This window comes from Neobacillus sp. NRS-1170, from assembly GCF_050468025.1.
This window is the reverse complement of the sequence record NZ_JBITPF010000048.1, coordinates 13,692-39,776: the sequence shown is the minus strand read 5'-3', so window position 1 is coordinate 39,776 and position 26,085 is coordinate 13,692. Positions and strand designations below refer to the sequence as shown.

Annotated in this window: 18 protein-coding genes and 2 tRNA genes; 4 read left to right on the top strand and 16 right to left on the bottom strand. The window is 39.6% G+C overall.

Translation table 11 applies throughout. The features are described from left to right. Nucleotides 1–65: 65 nt before the first annotated feature. Both ACIFOT_RS20370 and ACIFOT_RS20365 read left to right on the top strand, forming a co-directional pair. Nucleotides 66–539 (top strand): SRPBCC family protein, encoded by a 474-nt coding sequence (locus tag ACIFOT_RS20370; RefSeq protein WP_430067146.1) that lies wholly within the window; start codon nt 66–68, stop codon nt 537–539. A 26-nt stretch (nt 540–565) separates the two neighbouring features. Further along, nucleotides 566–994 (top strand): acyl-CoA thioesterase, encoded by a 429-nt coding sequence (locus ACIFOT_RS20365; RefSeq protein WP_430067145.1) that lies wholly within the window; start codon nt 566–568, stop codon nt 992–994. Nucleotides 995–1,170: 176 nt separating this feature from the next. Here the strand turns inward: ACIFOT_RS20365 and ACIFOT_RS20360 are convergent, their stop codons facing one another. From ACIFOT_RS20360 to ACIFOT_RS20350, 3 genes are all read right to left on the bottom strand, one after another. Then, nucleotides 1,171–1,269: a putative holin-like toxin gene (locus ACIFOT_RS20360; protein WP_223590929.1), complete on the bottom strand. Its 99-nt coding sequence runs from the start codon at nt 1,267–1,269 to the stop codon at nt 1,171–1,173. A gap of 96 nt (nt 1,270–1,365) precedes the next feature. Beyond that, complete coding sequence (locus ACIFOT_RS20355) at nt 1,366–4,557, bottom strand: UvrD-helicase domain-containing protein (RefSeq protein ID WP_430067144.1); 3,192 nt, start codon at nt 4,555–4,557, stop codon at nt 1,366–1,368. Continuing rightward, a complete protein-coding gene (locus ACIFOT_RS20350; RefSeq protein ID WP_430067143.1) occupies nt 4,550–7,558 on the bottom strand; it encodes a PD-(D/E)XK nuclease family protein in 3,009 nt (1,002 codons plus the stop codon). The genes ACIFOT_RS20355 and ACIFOT_RS20350 overlap by 8 nt, the downstream gene beginning before the upstream one ends. A gap of 185 nt (nt 7,559–7,743) precedes the next feature. Here ACIFOT_RS20350 and ACIFOT_RS20345 point away from each other — a divergent pair, with 185 nt between their 5' ends. Then, on the top strand, nt 7,744–8,466 hold the full coding sequence (locus ACIFOT_RS20345) for a hypothetical protein (RefSeq protein ID WP_430067142.1): 723 nt from the start codon (nt 7,744–7,746) through the stop codon (nt 8,464–8,466). A gap of 51 nt (nt 8,467–8,517) precedes the next feature. Here the strand turns inward: ACIFOT_RS20345 and dacB are convergent, their stop codons facing one another. Then, on the bottom strand, nt 8,518–9,951 hold the full coding sequence (gene dacB / locus ACIFOT_RS20340; RefSeq protein ID WP_430067141.1) for a D-alanyl-D-alanine carboxypeptidase/D-alanyl-D-alanine endopeptidase: 1,434 nt from the start codon (nt 9,949–9,951) through the stop codon (nt 8,518–8,520). A gap of 167 nt (nt 9,952–10,118) precedes the next feature. Here dacB and ACIFOT_RS20335 point away from each other — a divergent pair, with 167 nt between their 5' ends. After that, entirely contained in the window at nt 10,119–10,943 is an 825-nt protein-coding gene (locus ACIFOT_RS20335; RefSeq protein WP_430067140.1) for a dienelactone hydrolase family protein, read from the top strand. Between the two features lie 48 nt (nt 10,944–10,991). On the opposite strand, the gene ACIFOT_RS20330 is transcribed toward ACIFOT_RS20335, so the two are convergent. The 12 genes from ACIFOT_RS20330 to ACIFOT_RS20275 all read right to left on the bottom strand — a co-directional run bounded on the left by ACIFOT_RS20330 (nt 10,992) and on the right by ACIFOT_RS20275 (nt 25,834). Continuing rightward, the gene (locus tag ACIFOT_RS20330; RefSeq protein ID WP_430067139.1) at nt 10,992–13,586 is read right to left on the bottom strand and encodes a polynucleotide kinase-phosphatase; all 2,595 of its coding nucleotides are present in this window, start codon (nt 13,584–13,586) and stop codon (nt 10,992–10,994) included. Further along, nucleotides 13,583–14,935: a 3' terminal RNA ribose 2'-O-methyltransferase Hen1 gene (locus ACIFOT_RS20325; RefSeq protein WP_430067138.1), complete on the bottom strand. Its 1,353-nt coding sequence runs from the start codon at nt 14,933–14,935 to the stop codon at nt 13,583–13,585. Before ACIFOT_RS20325 ends, ACIFOT_RS20330 begins: the two co-directional genes overlap by 4 nt. Nucleotides 14,936–15,135: 200 nt before the next feature. Then, nucleotides 15,136–16,998, bottom strand: coding sequence for a M6 family metalloprotease domain-containing protein (locus ACIFOT_RS20320; RefSeq protein ID WP_430067137.1), 1,863 nt, complete (start codon nt 16,996–16,998; stop codon nt 15,136–15,138). Nucleotides 16,999–17,184: 186 nt separating this feature from the next. Continuing rightward, nucleotides 17,185–19,761: a DEAD/DEAH box helicase gene (locus tag ACIFOT_RS20315; RefSeq protein ID WP_430067136.1), complete on the bottom strand. Its 2,577-nt coding sequence runs from the start codon at nt 19,759–19,761 to the stop codon at nt 17,185–17,187. A 182-nt stretch (nt 19,762–19,943) separates the two neighbouring features. Then, the gene (locus ACIFOT_RS20310; protein ID WP_223590865.1) at nt 19,944–20,033 is read right to left on the bottom strand and encodes a putative holin-like toxin; all 90 of its coding nucleotides are present in this window, start codon (nt 20,031–20,033) and stop codon (nt 19,944–19,946) included. A gap of 100 nt (nt 20,034–20,133) precedes the next feature. Then, nucleotides 20,134–20,325 carry a YbxH family protein gene (locus tag ACIFOT_RS20305; RefSeq protein WP_430067135.1) on the bottom strand — a complete coding sequence of 64 codons (192 nt, stop codon included), beginning with the start codon at nt 20,323–20,325 and terminating at the stop codon, nt 20,134–20,136. A 105-nt stretch (nt 20,326–20,430) separates the two neighbouring features. Next, nucleotides 20,431–23,100 carry a pyruvate, phosphate dikinase gene (gene ppdK / locus ACIFOT_RS20300; RefSeq protein WP_430067134.1) on the bottom strand — a complete coding sequence of 890 codons (2,670 nt, stop codon included), beginning with the start codon at nt 23,098–23,100 and terminating at the stop codon, nt 20,431–20,433. Between the two features lie 2 nt (nt 23,101–23,102). After that, the gene (locus ACIFOT_RS20295; RefSeq protein ID WP_430067133.1) at nt 23,103–23,918 is read right to left on the bottom strand and encodes a pyruvate, water dikinase regulatory protein; all 816 of its coding nucleotides are present in this window, start codon (nt 23,916–23,918) and stop codon (nt 23,103–23,105) included. 17 nt (nt 23,919–23,935) lie between these two features. Next, the gene (locus ACIFOT_RS20290) at nt 23,936–24,571 is read right to left on the bottom strand and encodes a helix-turn-helix transcriptional regulator (protein WP_430067132.1); all 636 of its coding nucleotides are present in this window, start codon (nt 24,569–24,571) and stop codon (nt 23,936–23,938) included. A 201-nt stretch (nt 24,572–24,772) separates the two neighbouring features. Beyond that, complete coding sequence (locus ACIFOT_RS20285; protein WP_430067131.1) at nt 24,773–25,582, bottom strand: Fpg/Nei family DNA glycosylase; 810 nt, start codon at nt 25,580–25,582, stop codon at nt 24,773–24,775. A gap of 100 nt (nt 25,583–25,682) precedes the next feature. Then, nucleotides 25,683–25,756, bottom strand: a tRNA-Ile gene (locus tag ACIFOT_RS20280). A 4-nt stretch (nt 25,757–25,760) separates the two neighbouring features. After that, nucleotides 25,761–25,834 (bottom strand) — tRNA-Gly (locus ACIFOT_RS20275). Nucleotides 25,835–26,085 lie beyond the last annotated feature (251 nt).

Here is a 26,085-nt window from a genome sequence, read left to right as displayed (position 1 = left end):
TTGTCAAAAGGGTTTCTACTTTAAAAATAGAACTATTAATAAATAAATAACTGAGGTGATGTTTGTTGAAGGAATGGACAAAAGAAATTGAAATCGATGCTCCCATTGACTATGTATGGGATTTATTAGAAGGACCCTTGGAAAAAATGCAAAAAATTATGCCACAGGTGGTCGACCACCAACCAGTGAAACTGACGGATGAAGTGGTGGGAAGTATTTACCGACAGAAATATAAGGAAGGGAAACGGATTGAAGAGTATGATGTGGAAACACTAGACTACCTAAATACCCCTGACAAAAAGAAATTAAAGGTTGGATTTACTCTTGCTAAAATGTTCGAAATTACAGCTTTATATGAGCTAAACCCACTCAACGAAAACAAAACTCTATTTAAATACACCTGTACCAATCGTCCATTGAAATCATTCCTCAAATTATTCATGTTGTTGGCAAGTGATCGCGTTGTGGTCCAATTTTGTGAGAGAGTTAAGGAAACAGCAGAAGATGAGTTCAAAAAGTCAAAGTTTATATTAAAGTAATTTTACCAAATAGAAAGGTGATTTTTATGACTAATGACTATCGTTTTTCTCATCGGTTAAAGGTTCGTTATTCAGAAATTGATGGACAAAAGATTGTGTTTAATGCCCATTATCTGACATATATCGATGTGGCCGTAACGGAATATTTTCAGGAAGGGTTAAAACTGGAATTGGGAGAATCAGATTTTGATTTTGTCCTGGCAAAATCCACTTTGGAATACAAAAAATCCGCCCATTTAAATGACTGGTTAACGATTTGTTGCCGAATGGGTAAAGTAGGCAAAACGAGTATGACAATGAATTGTATGATTACAAGAGAAGGGGAAGAAGACCCCATCCTCTTAGCAGAGATTATTTACGTCAGCTATAATGCTGAAACGAATTCCTCCCAGCCTGTTCCTGATTTTGTCCGCACCCGAATCGAATCATTTGAAAATGATAGCTCTTTTTCTTAAGCTGAATCTAATAACCTTTACTTAGCGCCATTTTGTGGATATAATTTAACTATAATATCATATACTAAAAAAGAGCCCCGGCTGGCGGGCCGGAAGCTCTTTGTACAGCGTACTGCAAGATGTGCAGTGGCCTAGAGGAGAATAACTCACCCAACTTATGCCAAGAGCGGGGTGGGTTATTTCTTTTGTTGAGAAGAAATAACAACTGCTATGACTGCCACGATTAAACTTCCAAAACCAATCATCAGACTGATTACTTCGTAAACAGTTAGCATCAAGCGTCACCCCCCTTCTAAAAAGGAGTGCCACTGCCACCCAGCTTTTTGCTGTACTTTTTTATTATAATATTCGTTCCTGTAATTGTCTAACTACTAAAGTGCCGCCAATCGATTTGGTTCAAGGAAATAGAGGTATACACCTTCTACCTTTTCTCCGGTTAACACTTCCCAAGCATGCTTATAGAAATTTAGCTGACTAGAATAAAAATCCTGCAGCTTTTCATAGTCCTCGAACTGCTTAGCGCGATCGGTTTTGTAGTCAACGATTATCCAGGTCCCATTCTTTTTGTAGATAAGGTCAATGATTCCTTTAACATAAAATGGATGATTATCATCAGAATCCAATGTAATAAGTGAATAAAGCTGTTGACTCTTTTCTACCTTAAATGTAAACGGTACTTCGGTAAGAATTTCTTCTGCCGCTTGTAATTCGTTCCAAAGTGACGACGACCTGAAATTATCTAAATAACGATTTACTTCTTCTTCTCTTGCCATAGGAAGGTTAAATTTATTTAATGCGATATTTATATAATGTGACACGTCCATTCCCTGTACTACTTTATCAAAAATATCATGAATGAGTGATCCCCACTGTTTTCCGCCGCCTGCCTCCCGTTCAATCGTTATGTCTGAAAAATCCTTTTCCTTAGTCGGTGTCCAATGGTCATAGGTTTTAAGTTTGCTTTGCTCGAGCCAGGCATTTTTGCTGCCCGTTTTTTCTTGGTAATCACTTAGTGTAATCTCACAGGATGCATCATTCATTTCCAACCTAACTAGGTCAAGAATTTCAAGCTCCTTCATGTTGTCTATTTCAAAAAGGATGTTCCAAGGGTTTTTTTTGTTTCCTCCGTTTGAACTGATGATTAACGCCTTCTCTGCCCGAGTTGCCGCTACGTAAATAATCCGATACTCCTCTTCCGATAAATACGTCAGTTCCTCAGCCTTATGATTCTCCCACTTTAGAGGAATCGCTACCTCTTTATTGCCATATCCATTTTCTACTGAAAAAGTAAAATACCCTTTTGATTGTTGGTCTTCCCGTTTAATATGCTGTGATAAAAAAGATTCCGGACTAACTGCCTTAATAGGATGGGCTAAAAAGACAATCGGCGCCTCCAGTCCTTTCGCCTTATGAACATTCATAATGCGTACGGCATGCGCCTCTTCTTCCATATTGGCAACAGCCGTTTTTTCAAATATCATTTCGGTTAAGGTATTCACAACATGTTTATAGGTGGAATTCCCTGCAGCTTCTTGATTCCTTAAGGATTCGATCATTTGCAGCAGACTTTTAAATGTCTGTTTGCTGTGTCCATTTCTTAAAAGTAATGGATAAAATCCGATTTCTTCGATTATTTTTTCAATCGCAGCAGTAGGAGCTAGTTGACGAATAAACCTTTGACAAAGCTGCAATTTGGCCAAGGCATATTCAAACTTTGCTTTTGTTTCTGGTGCTAAACCAAGTGGTACATTCGCATATATGGAAAAGCGGCCCTTGTTCAATCGCCACTGATACAATTCCTCATCGCTAAAGCCAAAGAATATCCCTCTTAAAACGGCCAAAAAGCTGACTTCGTCGGTTGGATCCAAATATGATTTTAAGAGAATCCACAAATCTTGGAACTCTCTTGTCTCACCAATGATGACTTCACCGCTTATACTGACTGGAATACCAAGGTCTTCAATCATTTTTGCATAAACAGCGACTCCATCGTTGTACCTGGTCAGCACCATGAAGTCTTTCGCCTTATGTCCCTGAGCCATTAGGTGATAAATAGTGGATGCAATGTTTTCGGCGTCCTTTATGATTACTTCTTCTTTCTTTTTTAAATCTGCTGGCACCGAAAGCCTTTTAATCCCAGAAAATCCATTTCCCAGATCTTCGTGATAAGAGATTAATGGACGGTAGGCTGCTTGATAATCGGTTTCAAATTCGGGCAAGTGTTTTTCAAAAACTACATTTAATTCTTTAGTAACCGTATCAAAGGTTCGGAAGTTGGTTGTTAGCTGGAGCACTTCCCCGCCATGCTCCTCCATAAGCTGCTTGACGCGATTGTAAGTATCGATATCTGCCCGTCGAAATCGGTAAATGGCCTGTTTAGGGTCGCCGACAACAAATAAAGATCCAGTTTTGGGCCTGCAGTTAGTCCAGTTTCTTTCGTTGATATTTTCACCTGTCAAAAAGAACATAATTTCTGCTTGAATCGGGTCAGTGTCCTGATACTCATCGATCAGCAGGAATCGATATTTTTCCTGGAAGTAACCGCGAACTTCAGTATTTTCTTTCAATAGTTTAGAAGTATGAATCATTAAATCCTGAAAGTTTAACAAGGACCTTTGCTTTTTAAGAACCTCATAAGTAAGTATTGCTTCCCTTATGAATCTGACAATCTTAGGATGACAGTATTCCTTCCATGCTTTAAGAAGCGGCTTGATTGTACCCTCGAATTCTGCACCAATTTTGTCAAAGTAAAAATTTGCATCCTCTTTTGAAAGCCAGCGGTTGTAAGTAGGTTTTAGGTTTTTATCAAATAAGCTGAAAATGCCGATGATGTCCTTCTCTTTTGGGGTATCAATAAACCGGCTTTTTTGCAGAGCCGTTACTATGGCCTTCTGCAGGGCATCGTACCCTTTATCCGGCTCCTTGTCGGGAACGCATTTTTTTGCCTCTTTAATGAGTTTAATAAAAGACTGGTATTCCGAGTGTAACTCTGGTTTTTGGACCAAATTTGTTACCCATTCTACATCAGAATACTCCTTTAAACGCTTTATCCACGGAAACAGCTGATCCACTGTTATGCCGATTTCATCTATTTCCTCAAACTGGCGGGGTGACTTATTCATCAGGTTTTGCTGCCATGCTTCTTCTAATACCTCTAAATCATCCGCTTCCTCAAGCTCTTTAAAGGTCAAATCAAGCTGGGATTCAATTGGACGCTCACGAAGGAGCTTAGCACAAAAGGCATGGACTGTGCCTAAATAGCACCGTTCCAAATTTTGCAAGGCTTCACCTAATCGAAATTGGGCATCAATATCGGTTTCTTTCTTCCATGCTTCCTCTAATTTTGCTTGAAAACGGACCTTTAACTCGTCTGCTGCCTTTCGTGTAAAAGTAATCGCGACAATTTCTTGAATCCGAGCCGTGCCTGTATAGATAAGGTTAACCATTCGGTCTACTAGACTGGTTGTTTTTCCAGAACCTGCCCCAGCTTCCACGAGAAAATTCGTTCCAAGTTCAAACTTAATTTTATCACGTGCTTCTTGATCGGGAATCCTTTTAGTCATAAGCTCTGACCCCCTTTAATTTTTGATTGGACTGCTTCATTTCCAGGGCTTCTTTTGGATAAAAATGCCGCCTGCAAACAAGCTTATACTCACAAAACTTACAATCATTTTCGTCATCGGACATCTCAAAATAACCATGTTTAATCACATCAATTAATTTTTCTAAAATGTCCAAACCCTTTGTTCTAAGGACAGTGTCCTGTTTTCGTGAAAACCGCTCCGCCATACCTTTCACGGTCGGAAAATAATAGGCGCTTTCTTCAACGGCACCTTCACCAAGATTTAAATGCTGTTCAATGGCTAAGGCATAAATAAAATGCTGCAGCTGCCGTCCGCCCTTGAATGCTCCATTTTTCGCATATCCATAAGTGCTTCCTGTTTTATAGTCAATGATATGGTATTTACCATCCTTCGATTTATCGACGCGGTCGATAATTCCAGAGATTTTAATCTCTCCTGATGGAAGTGTAACAATCGCTGGTTCCTGATCTCCAATCCCAAATGAATATTCAAAATAAAGCGGATCGTAATTTTCACCATACCGCTCCTCTTCTTTTAAAAAGATTTCACAGCACGCTAAAATATCATTTACTTCACGTTGGTAGACTCTTTCATTTGGAGGTGGTAAGATTTCTTTTTGATGCTCGATTAACCTTGCAGCAATATCTTTGATCAAGTTTAAATGTTTAGCCACTGAAGGCTTTGAGTTTTCCTCCTTCAATGTTTTATAAAAAGTTTCAAAAATACTGTGCAGCAAGCTACCGCGGGTTGCGGCATCGAGCCATTTATTGGCGTCATATGAAACATCCTCAACAGGTCGTACCTTTAGAACTTCTTTTAAGAAATAGGAATATGGACACTTTGCCAGTGTTTCCAGCTTCCCGGCACTCATGGTTTTTTCATGATTTTGAAGCGGGTCAAATTGTGCTGCATCGATTTTTACAATCCCGTTGTATTCTGAATATCCACTTGAATGACGAGCTCTTTCGGCATTTAGACCATTAATGACATTGGGAAAGTGCTCCAAAACCCCCTGCGGCACATAAGCTTTTACATCATTCGTTAATTTTCCATTCCAGTAATCTTTATCTTCAAAAATATCATCAGCAATGGTACAGGTAGGAAGTTTTTTTAGCTCTTTGAATTCCGCCTCTTTATTGCCGGTCATCAAGCGATAGCATTGTATGGCAACAAATGCTGGATTGATGGCCCGATTATCGTTGATATCAAAATTGCAATAGCTGACGGTTACTCGTCCTGCCGATTGAGCTAAAACCTGAAGCAGAGTATATAAACTTTCTTGCCCTTTTTCGCGAAGCAACCTTAGATTGTTTCCAAGCCTTATTCTTTCTGTATCTAAAAGCATTGGATCTTCGCTTGAATTTCCAGGAAACTTCTTATTATCTAAGCCAACTACAAATATATTTGAACGACTACAATAAATTCCATCCTGATAGGAAGAAACATGGAGATGGCCTGGTTTTGGACGAGATTGATTGACCCGTATAGATAGCAGTAGATCCCCTACCTTTTCAATTACCTCATAAGTAGGCAACGTTTCATCTGCATAAGGGAGGATTCTTTCAATCGCCTCAATTAGTGCTGATTTTGATAATTCATCGAGGGCCGATCCCGTTTTACAATTATTTTCAAGAATAAACCTAATCCCTGTTAAGCATTTTTTATAGTTAATGGTCGAATCAAATGGAGGGAGGTTTTTAAAAATGGTTTTAAAACTCATCCATATCCAAGTATGTTCTTTGATATGGTTTTCAAGTGAAGTATTTTTTGTATCTTGGAGTAATTCTTCCTTCAATCGATCGATTTCATTTCCAAATTGTTTATCATAGCGTTCATGAGACCATCCTATTTGAAGATTCCTAAGGATATTTGCTATTCTCGCTTTGGAAACAACCATTTTATCCAGATCAGAAAATCCTGAATTAATAAACGGGACATTCTTTCCAAGTTCAATTAAGCCTTCATTTAACAAATCCAGAAAGACTTGTACACTATAATTGGATTGAATCCACTCCAACAGCACTAAAGTCAGCCGGCCTGGGCGACTAAAGGTAATAGTAAGGCCGTCTCCAAAAGTAATAGGAAGTTCTATCTTTTGTGAAAGTTGATAAAGCAGGGTTATGTAGGCATCACCGTTGGTATAAAAAATGACATTTTCATCTAATTTTTCATCTGTCATTTTTATTTTTTCTAATACCAGTTTTATTTCCAACTCTTCTGTTTTTGCCGTAAAAAGGTGCAAATCCGCTTCTCCTCTTGCATCATCCTGTTGGTAGAGATAGCTGAGTGGAGTTGGGTCAGCAAAGCGAATGGAACTAAGACTTGTCCTTTCAGGGGTATTGATACCAAATACAGGTGCGAGCGGAAGTTTATTGTGCGTTTCAGGCAGTATTTTACTAAGGAATCGTTCTTCCAGGTACGAAAGCTGAAGATTCGATTGTAAAATAAATACAACTTGATCATTTATTTTAACATGTTCATTTGCTTTTGTTAAAAGTGCAGCACGGTCGATAAATTTCAGACTGTTTATCCTTTCTTCATATGCTGCAATAATTTTGTCCATGTCCTCGGCTTTGAGAGGAGTTATGAAGGCATCCTTTTCTATCGTATCTTTTGTATAACCTGCTAGGCGAAGGGTTTGTATGGTGTTATAGATGGCATGGCTAAACGAAGGGGTAATTTCCATCCCTTCAAAGTATTGAAGTTTCCCTTTTTCCTTTAATTCCTTTAGCAAGCTGTACGTTAATTGAACCCCAATGGAATGGTCCAAAAGCTTGATCTCCTCGTCTGAGTTCAATTCAACTAGATTCTGCGCAAGGTCGTTAACCGTTTTATACTTTAGATTAATGGCTTGATGGCCTTTTTTTACGAATGCTTCATTGATTTGCTCCCCAATTGAGTGAGAATCGACAATGACAATTTTTTCATTAAAAATAAATTTGGTGCACATTTGGTTTAATTCATTTACTAAAGTTATCAAAGGATCACCACCATATTTTATCTACTAGTTTATTATCCCACATTATTTTCCAATGGCATTACCAAAAATGGGAAAGGTTTATGAAATATGTATAGAGGGTTGATTTTGCAGCCAATTATCTCAACATATATTTTAACATATTGGAAATAATAACCTCGATGAACTTTGAGAGGATGGGATAACGGATGTCGTTAGAATGGTTTGATAGAGTTTGCGGGGAATTGCAGGATCATCTGGAGTCTATTTGTGAAGAATATGATCAAGTAGGCCAAATGGCAATTGAAAGAGCCGCCAAACATCCAAGGATTGAATTTTTCGTTGAAACAGCGGATACAGAATCTGATGAACTTGATCGTGAATATTTTTGCTCGCTTTTCTTTGATCCGCAAAACGAAGAGTTTTACATTGATACCTTTGATGTTGACAGTGGTCACATTGCAAAAATCATCCTTTCTGATATCGAGGAGATTATCGAGGAGGTTCACGAAAGTCTTCATGATTACATGAACGGTGAGGATCATTATACAGATGACGGGGTTTATCTTCAGACAGATGAGGTCTTTGAAGATGAAGAAGATTGTGAAACTGTTGACGACGACGAGTATTACCAGGCTGAACAAGTGAACAGCGATGACATCTTTGAGGAAATTGATGTTGATTGGTCTACACCTGAGGTTACGGCTTTCAAGCATGAGGATGAAGTCGAAATCACCTATCAATTTGGTGTCGTTCAAGCAACTGGGGACGGTGTCCTCAAACGGGTGAACCGGATTTGGACCACTGAGGATGAGTTAATCAAAGATGAATCTCATTTTATTTTTAGTAGAGAAGAAGCAAGTACGATTATTGCAATGATTGCGAGTCATATGGATCAATTAAGTGAGTTTAATTTTGATGATTATCAATAATAAGAGGGAGCATGCCGTTAATGTGCATGCTCCCTCTTATTATTCAATCCATTATTGGCTGGCTAAAAAGGTGACTATCCTATCTTCTATTTTCTTGCCCTTCGACTCATCTAGAAGGTTGTTTAACAAAATGGAAAAAATCAATGCTTTTCCACTTTTGGTATGTACGTATCCTGACAATGAGCTGACGGTTGAAATTGTGCCAGTTTTGGCTCTAACTCTTCCTTGAGTGCCCGGATTTTTCATCCTATTTCTTAGTGAGCCGCCTACCATTTTGTCATGGATACCTGATAATGGCAGTGCATTAAGATAGGAGGAATACCATTTTTGCCTTTGTATATTCCATAACAGCGTCGATAATTGGTTAGCTGAAATCAAATCCACATGGGAAATTCCTGACCCATCTCGTATTACCATTGTCCTCGGGTTAACACCTAAATTTGTAATCTCAGTCTTTAGTACGTCTAATCCCTTCTCCCAGCTTCCCTCCCCTTTCACTACCTTCCCCATTTCTTTAATTAAACCTTCTGCATGAACATTGTTGCTCAATTTTAAAAAAGGGACTAATAGCTTTGAAAGTGGCATTGAATGATGAATATATAAATTTCTTGCCTTTTCAGGCACCCTGCCTGTTTTTATTTTCCCCTCCAATGTAATACCTTGGTTTGCTAAAGACTGTTGAAAAAGTGTAACCGCGTAACGGGTAGGGTTCCACACACCAATCCATTCTTTTTCAACTTTCGCTTTTATTGGAATGGTTCCTTCAATGAAAATGGTATTTGTCGCATGCTCCCGTTCGACGGTAAGTTTCTTTCTCCCATCCTCTTGCACTGTAATTGCCTTGTTTACTATTTTCACATAGTCCGTTTTCGGGGTGATTTTCACTTTTGGTTTGTCCCATCTATGGATTCCAGGCCGAATCTCCACTTTAATAGACCCTGTATCATAGTCTGTTGTCGGTGAAGCAGTAAGAGCTGATACTTGCGCACCGTAATAGGCGGTTTCGTCACTCCAGGGCAGATCAAGTGAATAACGTACATCATCGTACCAAGAATCATCCCCTATTAAATTTCCCTTTATTTTTTTGATTCCTAGTTTTTGAATCGCTTCTGCCATCTTATCGAAATCTGTTTTTAAAAGTGTCGGATCACCTTTTCCTTTTAAAAACAAATTTCCTTTAAGTGTATGCTTTTTCACTGGGCCGTCAGCATATATTTCCGTCGAAAAAGTATGGTCTTCACCCAAAACGCTGAGTGCAGCTGCTGCTGTTAATAGCTTCATATTCGAGGCCGGCCTCAGCCTTACATCACCTTGATGCTGATAAAGTATTGTCCCATTTGCAGCAGAGCGAATGCTTATACCAGCCATGGCCCCTTGCAATGCAGGGTCAGTAGATAGAAGTTGATCAATTTGGCTTCTCAAAGAAGAGGTGTTTTCATTTGCAAAAACAGGCTGATTATAAGCAACTGTTACCGATAACATCATAAATAAAATTACCTTACATTTATTAAGCAAACTCTTTCCAGCCTTCCCTTTTTTCTATAAGTTTGTCCAAAATGTCCCAAAAGATGAAAAATTGATTAAAAAGTGGATAATTTATAATATTTCTCCTATATTTAGGAGGAAAGATATTTTTTGTGAGGTGACTAATCATGGCCGTACATACGGAATGGAAAACTTTTGACGGAAAAAACAGCAAGTGCAGGGCATATTTTGCTTCCATCGGGCCTGCAGTTGAATTGCGCCCTACCGTTATTATCATTCAGGAAATCTGGGGAGTAAACAAACATATCCAAGAAGTAGCACAAAGGTTTGCCGCTGCTGGTTATGTAGCCATTGCTCCAGATTTATTTGCAATTGAAGGGGTCCGGCCTGAAGAACTAAGTGCTGAACGGTTAGAGGATGCGAAAGAATTTTTACATTCAATTCCCCATTCTTCCTGGTTCAATCCGGATGAGCGGGAAACCGAAATCCTACAGCAGCCTTCATCACGTCAGGAAAACCTCAGATTGACATTAAATGGATTATTTGGCTTGTTAAATCCTTCGAAATCCCAGTCCTTAGCTGGAATTTTAACAGACACGGCTGATTATGCCAGAACTTCATTTGAAAAATCAAAAGGAATGCCAGTAACTTCTGTTGGTTTTTGTATGGGCGGGGCCCTCTCAGCGGTATTAGCGACTTTAGACCTCCAACACTCCGGTTCGGTTGTGTTTTATGGCCGGCCGCCTCAGCAGGGAATTCCAAATATTAATTGCCCTATACTTGGTTTTTATGGCGGGGAGGACCCAAATATTACGAATTTAGTCCCAGCTTTTGAGGAAGAAATGAAAAAGAACGGAAAATCATTCGAAGTGGTCATTTATCCTGATGCAAAACACGCATTCTTTAATGATACGAACCCAACTTATCACGTCACTCATGCTCGTGATGCCTTTGCACGAACACTTAACTTTTTAAATCAGGTTGTAAAATAGGAATTTAATAAAAAGCATCGGTTTTCAAAGACCGATGCTCTTTTATTCTTATAATCTAGGATCAATCGGCTCCGCCTCGAATGCCAATACCCCTAATACACATTCATGATATCGCTCCAAAGATTCTCTTTTGACAAAACGATTTACCGCTTCAACACCTAGTGCGAATTCCTTTAATGCATTCCTTTGTTTTTTACCAGGTTTGCGGAGCTTTAACCGAGATAAATTCTCAGGCTCCAAGTAATCGATCCCGTAAATGATGTGCAAGTATTTCCGGCCCCTGACTTTGATGGCTGGCTGCAAAAGCTTCCCTTTATTACGCACCACAAACGACTCCGGTTTTACCACAAAGCCTTCATGACCATCTTCTGTCATATCCTCCCACCACTGAATCGCGGCCTTCATAGAATCTTCATCCGTTACGACCCGGTACTCTGTTTCTACGAACAAAGAGGATAACTCGCTATATTCTTTATTTTTTTCCATATGCCAGGTGTGCGGCTTATTGAAAAATGTCTCTGTGCTGTAGGCTAATGTATGAAAGGGGGCGATTTGAATTCCTTCTAAGCCTTCTGTTTCCCAGCAGTATTTTTGATAAACCTCATTAAAAACAACTGCACTTCCTATCTTTTCATCTGTTTCTCGCAGCCAGTAACCAACGTCTTTACCATTATCATATGCCATTTGCAGACCGGCCCTTAATTTATTTCTATCAAACAGTGCCATTTCGCCAACATGTGCGTATTGGTTCATGATTAGCTCTTTTGCTTTTAAATTCCACGGAAGGATTTCCGCATCTAGCAAAACGAAGTCGGTGTTGTATTTTTCAAAATAGCCAGCGAGGTCTTTATTCAATACCTCAAGAATTTGTGCCTCCAGTTCTTTTTGAAAAAAAGCCCTACCTGTCCTTGTATAAATAGCCCCTAATGATTCCCTGCCAATGTACTCCTGGGCTGCTTCCTTATTTTTAAATAGAAACAATATCCCACGGCTGCCCATATGTTTTTTCTCCACAACCATCGTGTCCACGCCATTGGCCTGATAGTATTCAAAGGCTTCCAACGGGTGCTCCAAGTACCCTTCTAAACTTGATGGTTTTGGTGTAGGGCTCATCGTCGGCGGCAGATAAATGATTTCCTCAAGAGGTAATGTGTAATGGGAAAGGTCATCCAAGGCGGATTTGATTCCCTCTTTGTAAATGGCTATCTCCCCCATTTGCTCGGTTAACACAGAAAAGCCATTGATAAATTTGCCAAGGTTCGGAGATGAGAGCCGTTTTCTTTCCCATTCACGAAGTGGATTGTCCGGAACATTGGCATAATCCTGCTTTGCCTCAACGGATACAAATTGTTTTTCCGGATAACGATAAGCTGTTAACCTGCCCCCAAACACTACACCTTGGTCGATATTCAGGGTATTATTGACACGCAGCGGCTGTGGTTTGGGATCATGGCCCCAGATAATTAATTCACTAGATTGATGACCGATGGTCCAATCTTTGCGGATTGGCTTACCATTTTCATCGAGACCATCTGAATCACCATATCTGCAAAAATCAGAAATCCGCTGCGATTGTTTGCCAATATAATGATCTCTTATTCCCGCATGTGTGGCGACCGCAACCTTTACTCCTTTTTTTTCAATGATTAAATGCGATTTGGCTGCTAATAGTAATTCTTTGAATTCATTCTTTAATTGGTCAGAAGCTTCTTTTCCAAATGTTTTTTCATATTCTGCAAATTCAGCAGCCAGCTTTTCATCCCCATGCGCAAGCTTTACACTGCGGCCATCGAGCCACCGGGCAATCTTCCAGCCATGGTTACTGTCAATCATATAGGCGAGCCCCGCTCCCACATGTTTATTGAAAAATTGCAAGGTTTCCAATGAACGTGGTCCGCGGCTCATAACATCACCTAAAGATAATATCTTTCGTCCCTCAGGATGTACATAATACCCTTCTGTATTTTCTTTATAACCCAGTTTTTCTAATAGTTCCATAAATTCCTCATAGCAGCCGTGAATATCTCCGATAAAATCAATGCCATTTCCAAGGTTCACAAGCAATGAATTCTGCTGACGCCCTAGCTCAAGATCCTTGAGTTCTGCTTCATTTAAGATATATGTTCGATGGAAGCCTTCTTTTTTTATAAATCTAAAGGTCCGTTTAAATTGCTGATATTGCTGTTTGATACGATTCTTTCCGCGTGGATTATCACGATGCTCATCACGTGTTAGGAGCTCTTTTTCTGAAACATTGAAAACAATCGCTACTACGGGAACATGATATTTCTTGCCCATGCGTATATAGCGTTCACGATCGTCTTCTTTTAAATGGGTAGCATCAATAATCGTTAATTTATTTAAACAACACCGCTTCCCTATCAAGTAGTCCATTGTATCGAAAGCTTCGTTTGAGATGCGAAAATATTCATCATAGAGGGCATCTGATTCATCCTTTGGCCGCTGATTCCAATTAATAAATTCAACATCGCTAACGAGGACACGAAATTGGTCTGAGCTTATCACCTCGGAGGATAGAATGCTTTTTCCATTCACTAACCGGTTTAATAACGTCGTCTTGCCGCTATTTGATGGTCCGACTAGTAAGACGATGCCTGCGTATGGTAAATATATCTTTGTCATGAGTGCCCATCCCCCTTTCTAGTGAAAATTGCCATTTGTGTTGGGTGGCCATAGGTTGGATGCTCCTCACCTATTCCTTGATAACTCAATTGGTATGGAAACGGACTCGACCAATCCTCACAATTTCTCTTGAACTCTTTTCTAGTCCACTCAAAACGATGGTCAGCGTGTCTCATTTCTTCCTTCATTTCATAAACAGCATTGTATTCCTGGTTTGGGGTAGTCACAATCAGCACGCCTGGCCGATAATCTTTAAGGATGGTTTTGAATATTTTAGGCAGCCGATGTTCATTGATGTGCTCGATCACTTCACATAAAATCATAACATCCTTATTGCTAAGGCGATCATCATAATAATATAATGAGCCTGTAACTGAAATTGGCTCCAAAAATCCATGCTTTCCTTTTGCCAGTTCAAACCTTTCTATAGCTCTTAGACGCGCTTTATTGGATGGCTCCACGGAAAGGATTTCTTTTATTCCATCCACAAATCCTATTTGAACCGAAAGCTTTCCTTCACCTGCCCCCAGGTCGACAATAAATTCTTTTTTTTCTAATGCTTTGACATAATTTAGGATTGCTTCATAGCGAAGGTCATTTAACCGAATTTTTGATGGTTCATCCCTTTTTGCAGCGTACATTTCTTTTTCATAGAATTTAGATTGGGAAATCATGTTTTGAAAGCGTAAAGAGCGCTTTAAAATTAATGCTTTTAATGGGTGTAATGCTAACCAACCTTCTCCATAACGGTCCAGCTTTTCAATTTCCCTTTCATCGATAAAATAATGTTTATAGTTATCCATCACCGGAATGAGAATGGAAACATGCCTTAATGCCATTTGAACGGTTTGTTTGCCATTTAATTTAATAAATCTGGCGGAGCTTTTTTCACGTATAAAGCTTTGAGAACGTTCAACCTCAACCCGATAACCAATTGGCTCAAATAATGCTTCAATTTCCTGATCCCGTAAGTCAGAAGCAATCGGGCCAAATGCCAGTTCCATTTCAAACGGATGCTCCACCCAAACTTCATATTCATCTTTCGGCTTCCCATTTAACGCTGTTCCTAAAGCCTTACGGATGGAGGAAACAAAAATACTGCTCGCAGCAAATTCGCGATCATTTATGTAATGGGTGATATCGTAAAGGTCAGGTGAATTTTTCACTAATTCAATTGGGTCTGGCTTAACATAGATTAACACTTGAACCTCTTCTGGCGAGAATCTGGGATAAACAATTCGAACGTTCAATCCTTTTTCACCTCGTTCATAGAGGTTCTTAGGATTTTTGGCTAACAAATGGGACACCACTTCAGCATCGGTGCCTTTCACTGTTAATAATAGCTGCATTTTTAACACTTCACTTTCCTAAAAAACATTCATAGACTTATTTTATCAATTATTTCATTAATAAGGAATTAATGGTCATTTTTCCCTTTGGAGAAAATAATCATGACAAAAAAAATCTACCGGCTAAGGTAGATTTTTTCTGTTTGTTGGCTCAGGAGAATGCCTTTATTCCAATTTACGAAAGAACAGAAGCTCTCTTTTTACTTTTGAGATTCATTAAAGTTATAGTAGAATTTTGCTGTAATTGATCCGTCTTCATTTTCTGTGATATCTGTGACATGGATTCCGGAATCTGCAGGTGTTGAGCTGAAGCCCTTCCAGAAGTAGTAAGATCCCGAATGAACGTTACCGGAAACTGGTGTTAGCTTGCTGCCAGTCTTAAAAAAGTCTGCCGCATCTCCACGGTTCACATTCTTTTCTAAATCATACTGGCCGTCAGCCTGCACCACTGATAATCCGTAGTGTGTGACGACAGTTCCGTTGCTTGCCGTTTGGGATTGGTTAAATTGGAAGCGTTTGTTCATCCAGTTTTCGACATTGTTCGGACGGAAGCCGGCTGTTTGATAGAGTGATAGGACATTTTCATCCACATGCCATGCTAGTAATCCATGTGCATCTGCTCCCTCACGAATTAGACCTTTGTTAAATCCTTTCTGCTGAACATTTTCAAATAGGAAATATTCTGTTCCGTTTGAACCAGGTACTTCCATTTTCACAATTCCATTGGTTGATTTAGCCTCATTAACTGGCGGCAAAGTAATGGTTTGGACTCCGTCTGTAGGTTTAACGACAATTGGGGAAGCCCAATCAAGGAAGATTTTTGAATATGGGTCAAAATGAACTGGTGAGTTACCAGAATAAGCTGCCGCATTCGGGTATCTCATCCAAGAACCGCCAGACATCATTGAATAGTTTCCAGCTCCCTCTGATGTGTAGACAGTATCATAGAAGTCTGGCAATCCTAAAGCATGTCCAAATTCATGGGCAAACACACCTGCCTGACCAGGGAATGGACCTGTTTTCGAAGCTTCATCATAACCACCTGTTGCTTCATTGTATCCAGCAACGTTTCCGCCAATTTCTGGCTGGATATTGTAGTTGTTCACTAATACACCGTCAAGGGTATGTTCTTTTATGAAATTCGACTGCCAAGTGCTCATTTCACTTGATGAAACTTTTCCGTCTTTATTAACGTCTGGCGTAAAGAAGCCTGTCTCATAGTACTTTCCATAATATTCCGCACTTAAAGCATTCCATTTATGTGACCAAATTTGCGCCGGGTCGGCACTGAATTCTGCACCGGTTCCTTCATGGACAATAAAGACGTTTGGAACTTGGCCTTTTACCGCATATTTTGAATAATCTACTACACTATCAGCTGCTTTAAATAGATCCGTAACTAATTCCCCATTATGGGCGTCTCCATTTACGTTACCATTGACATACTTACCTCCCTCAGCGTATTTCCCATCCTGATCTAAATAGTAGGACGCACCTTTAGGCAGTTCGACCCAAACTAAGTCTGTATTATCTTTCTTTACTAGTGTGACTTTTCCATAACTAGATTCCTTGTAAATATTTTGCATGGTGCTATCAGTTGGAGCCTTTTGACCATTAAATTCTGCATACTGTTTAAACTCATCTAATTGGTAAGGATCATATTGATCACCAAATATTAAATCCTCAAAATACTTGGGAGGGACCTGGCCAGGAACGTCGCCTTTTGGCTCATCACCTTCTTTAAACTTTGCTAAAATTACCAGTACAGGTACATCACCTGTTGCTGATTGATATTTCATATGGTTATCACCGGCTTGCTCAAATTTAGTCCCGTTTTGATCGGCTACTTTTTCAGCAGGGTCCACTTTTGATAAATCTTTTCCTAATTCTTTTGCCTTAGCCGCAAGTTCGGGTGAAGCCCCAACATAATGAGCAAGGCTTAATTCATATGTACTCTTTGCATTTGTTACCTTTGCTGGTATATCGCTAGTTTGGAAGCCAGTAAATGCAAGACTTCCGGCCATCGCTAAAGCAAAAGCTGATTTTGATAGAACCTTTATCACTCTCAACACCCCTATATATTTAGTAGAATTCAAATTTATCAGAATAATTAGTAAATAAAAAGCTTCAAAATACCTGATTTGGAAATTATTTGGAATGTCGAATATAGTAAAAAAGATTGTTAAGTGTTCATCATACTGGGACTTTTAGCATTTAAACACAAATAAAAAAGGCCTCTCTCAGGCCTTTTAAAAATCATCATCATACCAATATTTTTTGTACCTTGCTCGATAGCAGGCATCGCAGGTTGGAAAGGAATGATCCCACGGCAGTTTTTTTCCGCAGTTTTTGCATTTCTTAACGAATTTTTTGATATCTGTTTTTAGCCGTTCCTGCACCAAATCACTGATTTCCTCCCGCAGCCGTTCCCAATAAACTGTTTCAGTCCTCTCTCCTAATCGGTATAAAAATAATAGATGAAGACCAACAGCTTTATAGCTAAGCTCTAGTTCCTCCAGGCTTTTCTCCTTAACAATCGGCTCAGGCAGCTCTCTCCCCTGGATAATGGCGTGCATCGTATTTTCCCATTGGTTAATAAGTACAGGTTCATTTTTTGCAAAAGGCAGATGTAAAAAGCCGTATAAATCGGTTAATGATAGTCGCGCTTCAATTTCAGTACCAGCAATCTTTTCATAAAGCATCCGTTCCTCTGACAATGAAGCCTTTTTTGTACCCTTAGGACTTTCAAATTTCCCCCACAGTTCAAAAAAGGTCCCCAGATCGCGATAATAGCGCTGAAATCGTTCAAACACAGAACTGGTTGGCGCAATTGCAAAGGTATGAACAGGAGTATCCTCCTGAAGCAATAAATTCCTCATTTTTTTAATATCACTAGTAAAAGCAACCTTTCCGACGTTATAGATTCCTTTCCGGCCTGCCCTCCCGGCAATTTGCTTTACTTCTTGTGAAGTTAAAATTCTTCTTCTTGTTCCGTCAAATTTTTCGTTTTCTAAAAACACAATCCGACGAATCGGCAGGTTCAGCCCCATCCCAATCGCATCTGTTGCTACAATAACTTTTGTCTTTCCTTTATTAAATTGCTCGATTTGCTTTTTCCGGGTTTCAGGCGGCATACTTCCATAAATCATACTCACAGAATGGCCATCATTTTGCAGACGAGAGGCCATTTCAAGAACGCGCCGTCTTGAAAAACAAATAAGTGCATCCCCCTTTTTAACATGCTTAATATGAAACTCTTTTGACTCTACATCCAGCGGAGTATCACGGCTGTAATCATGAATCTCTATATCTGAAGCACCCAAGAGCTCCAGTAACATCGTTTTGGAATTTCTGCTTCCAATTATATGTACCACTTCTGCATTGGCTTTAGTAATAGCCTTATACCAAGAAAAACCACGGTCCTTGTCGGTAATCATTTGTGCTTCGTCAATGACTACGACTTCATAAAATTCCTTTTCATGAAACATTTCTACCGTGCAGGAAATGTGATTGGCATTTGGAATGATTTTTTCCTCCTCACCCGTTTTCAAAGAGCAAGGAGTACCCTCGGCATTTAATTTGTCATACACCTCTAAGGCAAGTAAGCGAAGTGGAGCTAAATACAAACCGCTATTTGCCTCTTTCATTTTTTCTAGGGCATGATGCGTTTTACCAGTATTCGTTTCACCGATATGCAGTACATAGCGTGCGTGTCTTTGTAGGGATGGATCATACTCTGCTCCAAAGATGTCCTTCATCATCCGTTCTTCTTCTGCTTTTTTCCGCTCTAATTCCGCTTGTTCCTCGGCTTGCTTTCTTTCCCTTTCATTGAGATCTTTTTCGAACATTTCCTGATGCAACGAAACATCAAATGGGATTTCTGCTATTTTCAATAGATCCGATAGGTATTCGTCCTGAATATCCTCAATAAAATAGCCTTCCACATCATAAAGAAGCTCTGTTATACTTCCTTTTACAAAGGAAGGTGTTAATGGTTCGTGAAAGGACTCCAAAAACTCTTCCTTCAGTTGGCCAGGTAACTCACCTAATACTTTTTGGGGAATCAACTCTGAAAGATATTCAGAGATCAGCCCTTCATATACGTAAAAATACGTTTGATACTCAAAATAGCTTCTGCCCCAATTTAAAGTTTTGTGGATATCACCGGTTAATTCTTCAAAAAAAGATGCCACAGTTGTATATTCCGCTGGGTTAAAGGCACCTTCATCCTCTAATTTTTCTTCAAGTGCTAACGTATCTACAGATTTAAACTTCACATTGCTTTTTATATCTGCTTGTAGCTGTTTTGCAACAAAGTGTCGGACATATAAGTAAAAAAGTTGATATTTCTCTTCCAAAATAAGAGCAGCTTCTTCTTCGATTTCTTTTTGAATGTACAGTTTCTGTTCTTCAAACTGCTGTAGTTTTTCTCTATGCAGAAAATTTTCCATGGCAGTCTGGTAACGTTTGATCCATTCCTCTTCTTGATTTTGAAAGCTTTCTTTTACCCATGACATAACATCAAAAGGCTGATAGGTCCTCATTTCATCACGAAAAAGCTTGTTGATTAATTTGCGGTCCACCCCTTGAACCTCGAACCCTTTTTCACTTAAAAATTGTTTCTTTTCGTTCTTTGGAACATCATTCGTGGATTTATTAAGCCAAACATTGATCCAAAGCTGTTCAAGATAGTGGCTGCGGTCGCTTAGATACTGCTCAAAGGTTGGCACCGATTCCTTCGTTTCCAAATATCGATCAATATCTTCATATACTTTCATTTTTGTATGTTCAATCGCTTGAGGATAAATGGTTATTAATTTACTCATTTCGTTCTCACCTCAATATTTCTTTTTTCTAAGAAGTTATGTATAATGTTAGTATAGAATCTCATATAGTAAAAAAGACCGAGCATGACTAGACGACTCGGTCATGCAATAGCTGTTTCCCTCAGGGGAATCGGCATATAAGGCAGTAATCCACCGCTTATGCTTGCCGGCTCAAGGGTGGATTATTTTTTTTTGTGGAACGACAGAACCGTGACAATGAGACTAGCAAAGGAAATAGCTAACATCAATGCTTGAAAAACTGTCAAAAGCATCACCTCCTTCCAATCGGAAGTGTGCCGCCCACCCTTGAGAAATTCAATTCTATTGCATTTTTAATTATAGCATTTTTCTCTTTACCGAACAAGCGTTCCGTCAAATGTTATGTAAATCGCAATATCGGTCTACTAAGTCCTCGATTTGATCTAGTTCAGGAAATTTTCCAGAAAACTGAAATTGAATTTCCTCTATGAAATGATCTCTGTTGTAAACATGTATAGCTCCATTTTGTTGAATGATACTATACTCTGGTACAAACCGGTACCCGTTACGTTCGATTGCCCCCATATCATTACTCCCTTTTCCATGATTTTTTTTAGTATAAGCAGAAAATAAAAGTATAATCCCATTAAAAGAGACGGTACCTTTCAAGGTAACCGTCCTAAATTAGAGTTAAGCTGTTGTATAAACCTCTTCTTTATTCAACTCATGACGAATTGTTGCCTGTGCAGCTGCCAATCTTGCAAGAGGCACACGGTATGGCGAACAGCTGACATAGTCTAAGCCTGTGCGGTAGCAGAAATCAATCGAGCTCTTTTCACCGCCATGCTCACCACAGATTCCTGTTTTTAACGATGGCTTTGTGCTGCGGCCAAGCTTTACACCTGTTTCAACAAGCTTACCAACACCATCCTGGTCAAGTACTGCAAATGGATTTTCTGGCAGTACTTTGTTTTCTATATATGCCTGCAGGAATTTACCTTCGGCATCATCACGGCTATACCCGAAGGTTGTTTGTGTTAAATCATTCGTTCCAAAAGAGAAGAAATCCGCTTCCGCAGCAATTTGGTCAGCCGTCAAAGCAGCACGAGGGATTTCAATCATCGTTCCTATTGTATATTGGAACGTTTTCCCTGTTTCCTCTTGAATCTTAGCAGCCGCATCAATAACCAGCTGGCGCATCTGCTTTAATTCATTCACATGGCCAACAAGAGGAATCATGATTTCCGGCTGTACTTCAATACCTTTTTCTGAAAGCTTTGCAGCTGCATAGAAAATCGCCTTCGCTTGCATATCATAAATTTCCGGATGGATCATACCAAGGCGGCAGCCGCGGTGACCGAGCATTGGATTGAATTCATCTAATTGACGAACTTTTTTAAGCAATAGTTCTTTTTTCTTTAATTCAGGTGATTGCGGATCTAAAATTTGCAGCTTCGTCACTTCTACTAAAAGTTCCTCTTTATCTGGTAAAAATTCATGTAATGGCGGATCTAGTAAACGGATGGTTACCGGGAAGCCTTGCATCGCTTCAAAAATCCCTTCAAAGTCGCCTTGCTGCATTGGCAGAAGCTCATCTAATGCTTCCATTCTTTCACTGTAATGCTCCGCTAATATCATTTTTTGAACAATTGGAATCCGCTTCAAATCCATAAACATATGTTCCGTACGGCAAAGCCCAATTCCGCCTGCCCCAAATTCAAATGCTTTCTTTGCATCCTCTGGATTATCAGCATTAGCTCGAACACCTAGTTTTCGTTCTTGATCGGCCCAAGTTAGCAGCAGCTGGAACTCATCTGAAAGCTCAGGGTCGATCATTGGAATTTCTCCGAGCATAATTTCACCCGTTGAGCCGTCGATGGTAATAATGTCGCCATAGTTAACGACGGTTTCACCAACCGTAAATTGTTTGGCTTTTAAATCAATTTTCAACGCTTCACAGCCGCAAATACAGGCTTTCCCCATTCCGCGTGCAACAACAGCTGCATGGCTGGTCATTCCTCCGCGGCTTGTTAAAATCGCTTGAGAAGCTACGATTCCATGAATATCATCAGGAGTTGTTTCTGGACGAACGAGAATTACTTTTTTCCCATCATTACCCAAAGCTTCTGCTTCATCGGCATCAAAGACTACCTTCCCTGTTGCCGCTCCTGGCGAGGCCGGTAAGCCCTTTGCTAAAATTCTTTTTTCAAATTTGTCATCAATACGGCGGTGCAGCAATTGATTTAATTGATCGGGATCGACACGAAGCAGTGCTGTTTTCTTATCAATGATACCCTCTTCTACCATTTCAACGGCAATTCGAATCGCCGCTTGAGCTGTACGCTTTCCGTTACGGGTTTGCAGAATGAAGAGCTTTCCGCATTCAACCGTAAATTCAATATCCTGCATTTCTTTATAATGCTGCTCTAAACGTTTGCAGGTATCAGCAAATTGCTTGTAAACCCCAGGCATTTCATCCTTTAAAGTGGCAATCGGCTGCGGTGTACGGATTCCGGCCACCACATCCTCACCTTGGGCATTAATTAAGTATTCGCCATACAGCACATGCTCACCCGTTGACGGATTTCTTGTGAACGCTACGCCTGTTCCAGAATCCTCGCCCATGTTGCCAAACACCATACTTTGAATATTAACAGCAGTTCCAAGATGATCAGGAATTTTATTGAGGCGGCGGTATACAATCGCCCTTTGGTTATTCCAAGAGTTAAATACGGCATTAATGGCAAGGAAAAGCTGTTCTTTTGGATTTTGTGGGAAGTCTTTTCGCGTATGCTTTTTAACAATTCCTTTGTACCCGGCAATAACCTCCTGCCAGTCTTCTGCGGTCATTTCAGGGTCAGAGGAATAGCCTTTTTGCTCGCGGGTTTCTTCTAGAAATTGTTCGAAGAAATACGTATCGATTTCAAGAACGACATTGCTAAACATTTGAATAAAACGGCGGTATGAATCATAAGCAAAACGTGGGTTGTTGGTTAATTTCGCCATCCCTACAACTGTTTCATCATTCATTCCCAGATTTAATATGGTATCCATCATCCCAGGCATTGAAAAAACAGATCCAGAACGAACAGATACTAGTAATGGATTTTGCGGGTCACCTAATTTTTTGCTCATTTTTTCTTCTAAACGAGTAAGAGCTTCTAAAGTTTGCTTTTCTACGATTGTTGGGATGGTTTTGCTAGCTTCATAGTAGGCATTACATGCTTGCGTCGTAATCGTAAAGCCATACGGCACTGGTAAACCAATCCGGGTCATTTCCGCTAGATTTGCTCCTTTTCCACCTAGCAATTCTCTCATATCGCCATTACCTTCTTGAAATAAGTAAACGAATTTCTCCATGATTAAAAGCTCCTCTCTTTTTTCAACACTTCTAAAATTAAACCCGCAGTTTCTTCCACTGCTTTATTTGAAACGTCAATGATCGGACAGCCAACCCGCTTCATAATTTTTTCAGCATGATCGAGTTCGTCTAAGATTCGCTGGAAGCTTGCATAATTTGCCTGCGAGCCGAGCCCCAAAGCCTTTAAGCGCTCCTTGCGAATTTCGTTTAATTTATCTGGTGAAATGATTAAGCCGATACAATTTTTCCGCGGAACTTGAAACAATTCATCTGGCGGCGGTACTTCTGGAACTAAGGGTACGTTCGCGACCTTAAAGCGCTGATGAGCTAAATACATCGACAAAGGTGTTTTGGAGGTCCTTGAAACTCCAATTAGGACTATATCAGCTTTGGTAATCCCCCTTGGGTCACGGCCATCATCATATTTTACGGCAAATTCAATCGCTTCAATTTTCTTGAAATATTCCTCATCCAGCTTTCTCATTAACCCTGGACGGTGATGCGGCTGCTTATTGAACCTTGTTGCAAATGCATTCATCAAGGGACCGAGCAAATCAACTGCTAATATACCTTCTTCGGAAGCACGTCGATCGATATATTCCTTTAAAGAAGGAATAACAATGGTATACGCAATAATGGAGTGACCTCGTTTCGCCAGCATGATGACATCTTCAATATCCTCAAAGTCATCGACATAGGAATTGCGGCGGATTTCAACCTGTCCTCCGTTAAATTGTGTTGCCACTGCTTTTACTACAAACTCAGCCGTTTCCCCTACTGAGTCAGAAACTACATAGACAACCTCTTTCTGGACCAAAATGGCAGCCTCTCCCCTTAGTGTGATTTTTCTTCCATAATTTCCAAATAGGCTTTCGTAATTGTCGTTTTTGTAATTCGTCCCACTAGCAAATATGTATTGTTTTGCTCTTCCTTAACAACTGGTAAGGAGTCTATGTGGTTATTTATCATTTTTTTCGCTGCTTCAAGCAGAGTTTCATCAGGATTAATGGTGATGATATTCGGCATCCTCGTCATGATGACACTGACCGGCAATTCATGAAGATTCCTGTTTCCTAATGATGCTCTAAGCAAATCTTTACGGGAAATCACTCCAGCCAAATGCCCTTCTGTATCTACGGCATACAGGGTACCAACATCCTCTAAAAATAATTGGACTATAGCGTCGTAAACCGAGGTCGATTTTTCAACTACAATTGGATGTGCTTTGTAATCCGTCACTTTTTGATGGATAAATTCCTTAGCTTGGAGCTTAACTTCATAATTATCATTAAAGAAATAACCGACTCTTGGTCTTGCATCCAAGTTTCCTGACATAGTTAAGATAGCGAGATCCGGCCGTAATGCTGCCCTGGTTAAAGATAATTTCTCTGCTATTTCCTTCCCTGTTATAGGTCCATTCTGCTTAACAATTTCAAGAATCTCATCTTGGCGTTTCGTTAGTTTAATCATTAACACCCCCTCACTTTTCCATTAGGTATCTTATTTTATAGGATAATTTTAAATGTGTTATACTTATTTGTATATAGTATATTACATTTGATGCAAAATCGAAACAATAACTTATACTTTTTTTTGACAAAATAGAAAACTATTTATTTTAAATATTTTGATTATTTTTTTAAAAAAATTTCCCGCTATTGATCGCGGGATCTATTTCTGACAATTAGGACAATAAAAGGTTTTCCTTGAAGAAATCATTTCTTCGATGATTATCGCTCCACACCTTATACATGTCCCACCTTTTCTGTCGTAAACTTTGCGTATTTTATAAAAGCTTCCAGTTAACTTGTCGCCAGTATAAAATGGATTTTCAAGATATCCACCATGTTTTAGGGCTTCCTGAAGGACGAATTTCATAGATTGGTATAACTGTCCTCGTCCCATTTCGTTAATATCATCTATATCTTTTGATGGTAAGATCTTTGCATGGAAGCATATTTCAGCAGAATAGCAATTGCCAATACCAGCTATGAATTCTTGATCCAGCATCGCTGTTTTCAAGCGACCATGTTTTTTATTGATTCTTAATAAAAAGTCATTTACGGTGAAATCGTTTGACAATGGTTCGGGGCCCAAATGGGAAAGCTCCTTTTCGACTTCTGATTGATTATAGAGGTGAAGATATCCTAGTCTTAAACCGATAAAATACAAATGATTTTGCCCGAACGATAACCGGATTTGAACCGTTCGTTTTGGTTTGTCCGCTTCAGATCCATAAAACATCCAGCCTCCGAGCATTAAATGCAAAAGAAGGATTTGTCCATTTTGCAGTTGAAAAAGCAAATGCTTCCCACGCCTATTTATATTGAGCACTTTTTGCTGCTTAACGGTATTGATAAATAGTGTAGGATTAAGATTAATTGATTTTTCCCTGTTTACTTGTACATCGGTAATAACCTGACCAGCTATCCTTTCGTTTAACAGGATTTTATAGTTTTCCATTTCCGGAAGTTCTGGCATTTCATGTACCTCCACATAATGATCCATTTCTTCGATTTATTTTCCCCAAAGACACAAAAAAACCGAACAAAAATTGTTCGGTTTCTCTAAAACGATATGATGGGCCTAAATGGACTCGAACCATCGACCTCACGCTTATCAGGCGTGCGCTCTAACCAGCTGAGCTATAGGCCCAAATTGGAGCGGGTGATGGGAATCGAACCCACAACATCAGCTTGGAAGGCTGAGGTTTTACCACTAAACTACACCCGCATATGTTTTCAACGACGAAAATAATTATAACAGTATTTTATATATTTGTCTAGATATTATCAGTATATTAATAATTCATTTTATGTCGTAGTAAGTATGGTCTTTTGATTAACCGAACACCTAGTTTATTTTGGTATCCGGTCAATCAAATTTTTTTCATTGACCCTGAGTCCTCATTTTTTGGGTTCTCGGGCAATGAAAGGCCATTTCATTTACCGCATCCCCTCTTATTACTTGCTCTTGGTCAATGA

What these genes read in the sequence shown, in the direction of transcription:
- ACIFOT_RS20365 (WP_430067145.1), top strand. Translation starts at nt 566, where the DNA reads ATGACTAATGACTATCGTTTTTCTCATCGGTTAAAGGTTCGTTATTCA.
- ACIFOT_RS20360 (WP_223590929.1), bottom strand. Translation starts at nt 1,269, where the DNA reads ATGCTAACTGTTTACGAAGTAATCAGTCTGATGATTGGTTTTGGAAGT.
- ACIFOT_RS20355 (WP_430067144.1), bottom strand. Translation starts at nt 4,557, where the DNA reads ATGACTAAAAGGATTCCCGATCAAGAAGCACGTGATAAAATTAAGTTT.
- ACIFOT_RS20345 (WP_430067142.1), top strand. Translation starts at nt 7,744, where the DNA reads ATGTCGTTAGAATGGTTTGATAGAGTTTGCGGGGAATTGCAGGATCAT.
- dacB (WP_430067141.1), bottom strand. Translation starts at nt 9,951, where the DNA reads ATGATGTTATCGGTAACAGTTGCTTATAATCAGCCTGTTTTTGCAAAT.
- ACIFOT_RS20335 (WP_430067140.1), top strand. Translation starts at nt 10,119, where the DNA reads ATGGCCGTACATACGGAATGGAAAACTTTTGACGGAAAAAACAGCAAG.
- ACIFOT_RS20330 (WP_430067139.1), bottom strand. Translation starts at nt 13,586, where the DNA reads ATGACAAAGATATATTTACCATACGCAGGCATCGTCTTACTAGTCGGA.
- ACIFOT_RS20325 (WP_430067138.1), bottom strand. Translation starts at nt 14,935, where the DNA reads ATGCAGCTATTATTAACAGTGAAAGGCACCGATGCTGAAGTGGTGTCC.
- ACIFOT_RS20315 (WP_430067136.1), bottom strand. Translation starts at nt 19,761, where the DNA reads ATGAGTAAATTAATAACCATTTATCCTCAAGCGATTGAACATACAAAA.
- ACIFOT_RS20310 (WP_223590865.1), bottom strand. Translation starts at nt 20,033, where the DNA reads ATGCTTTTGACAGTTTTTCAAGCATTGATGTTAGCTATTTCCTTTGCT.
- ACIFOT_RS20305 (WP_430067135.1), bottom strand. Translation starts at nt 20,325, where the DNA reads ATGGGGGCAATCGAACGTAACGGGTACCGGTTTGTACCAGAGTATAGT.
- ppdK (WP_430067134.1), bottom strand. Translation starts at nt 23,100, where the DNA reads ATGGAGAAATTCGTTTACTTATTTCAAGAAGGTAATGGCGATATGAGA.
- ACIFOT_RS20290 (WP_430067132.1), bottom strand. Translation starts at nt 24,571, where the DNA reads ATGATTAAACTAACGAAACGCCAAGATGAGATTCTTGAAATTGTTAAG.
- ACIFOT_RS20285 (WP_430067131.1), bottom strand. Translation starts at nt 25,582, where the DNA reads ATGCCAGAACTTCCGGAAATGGAAAACTATAAAATCCTGTTAAACGAA.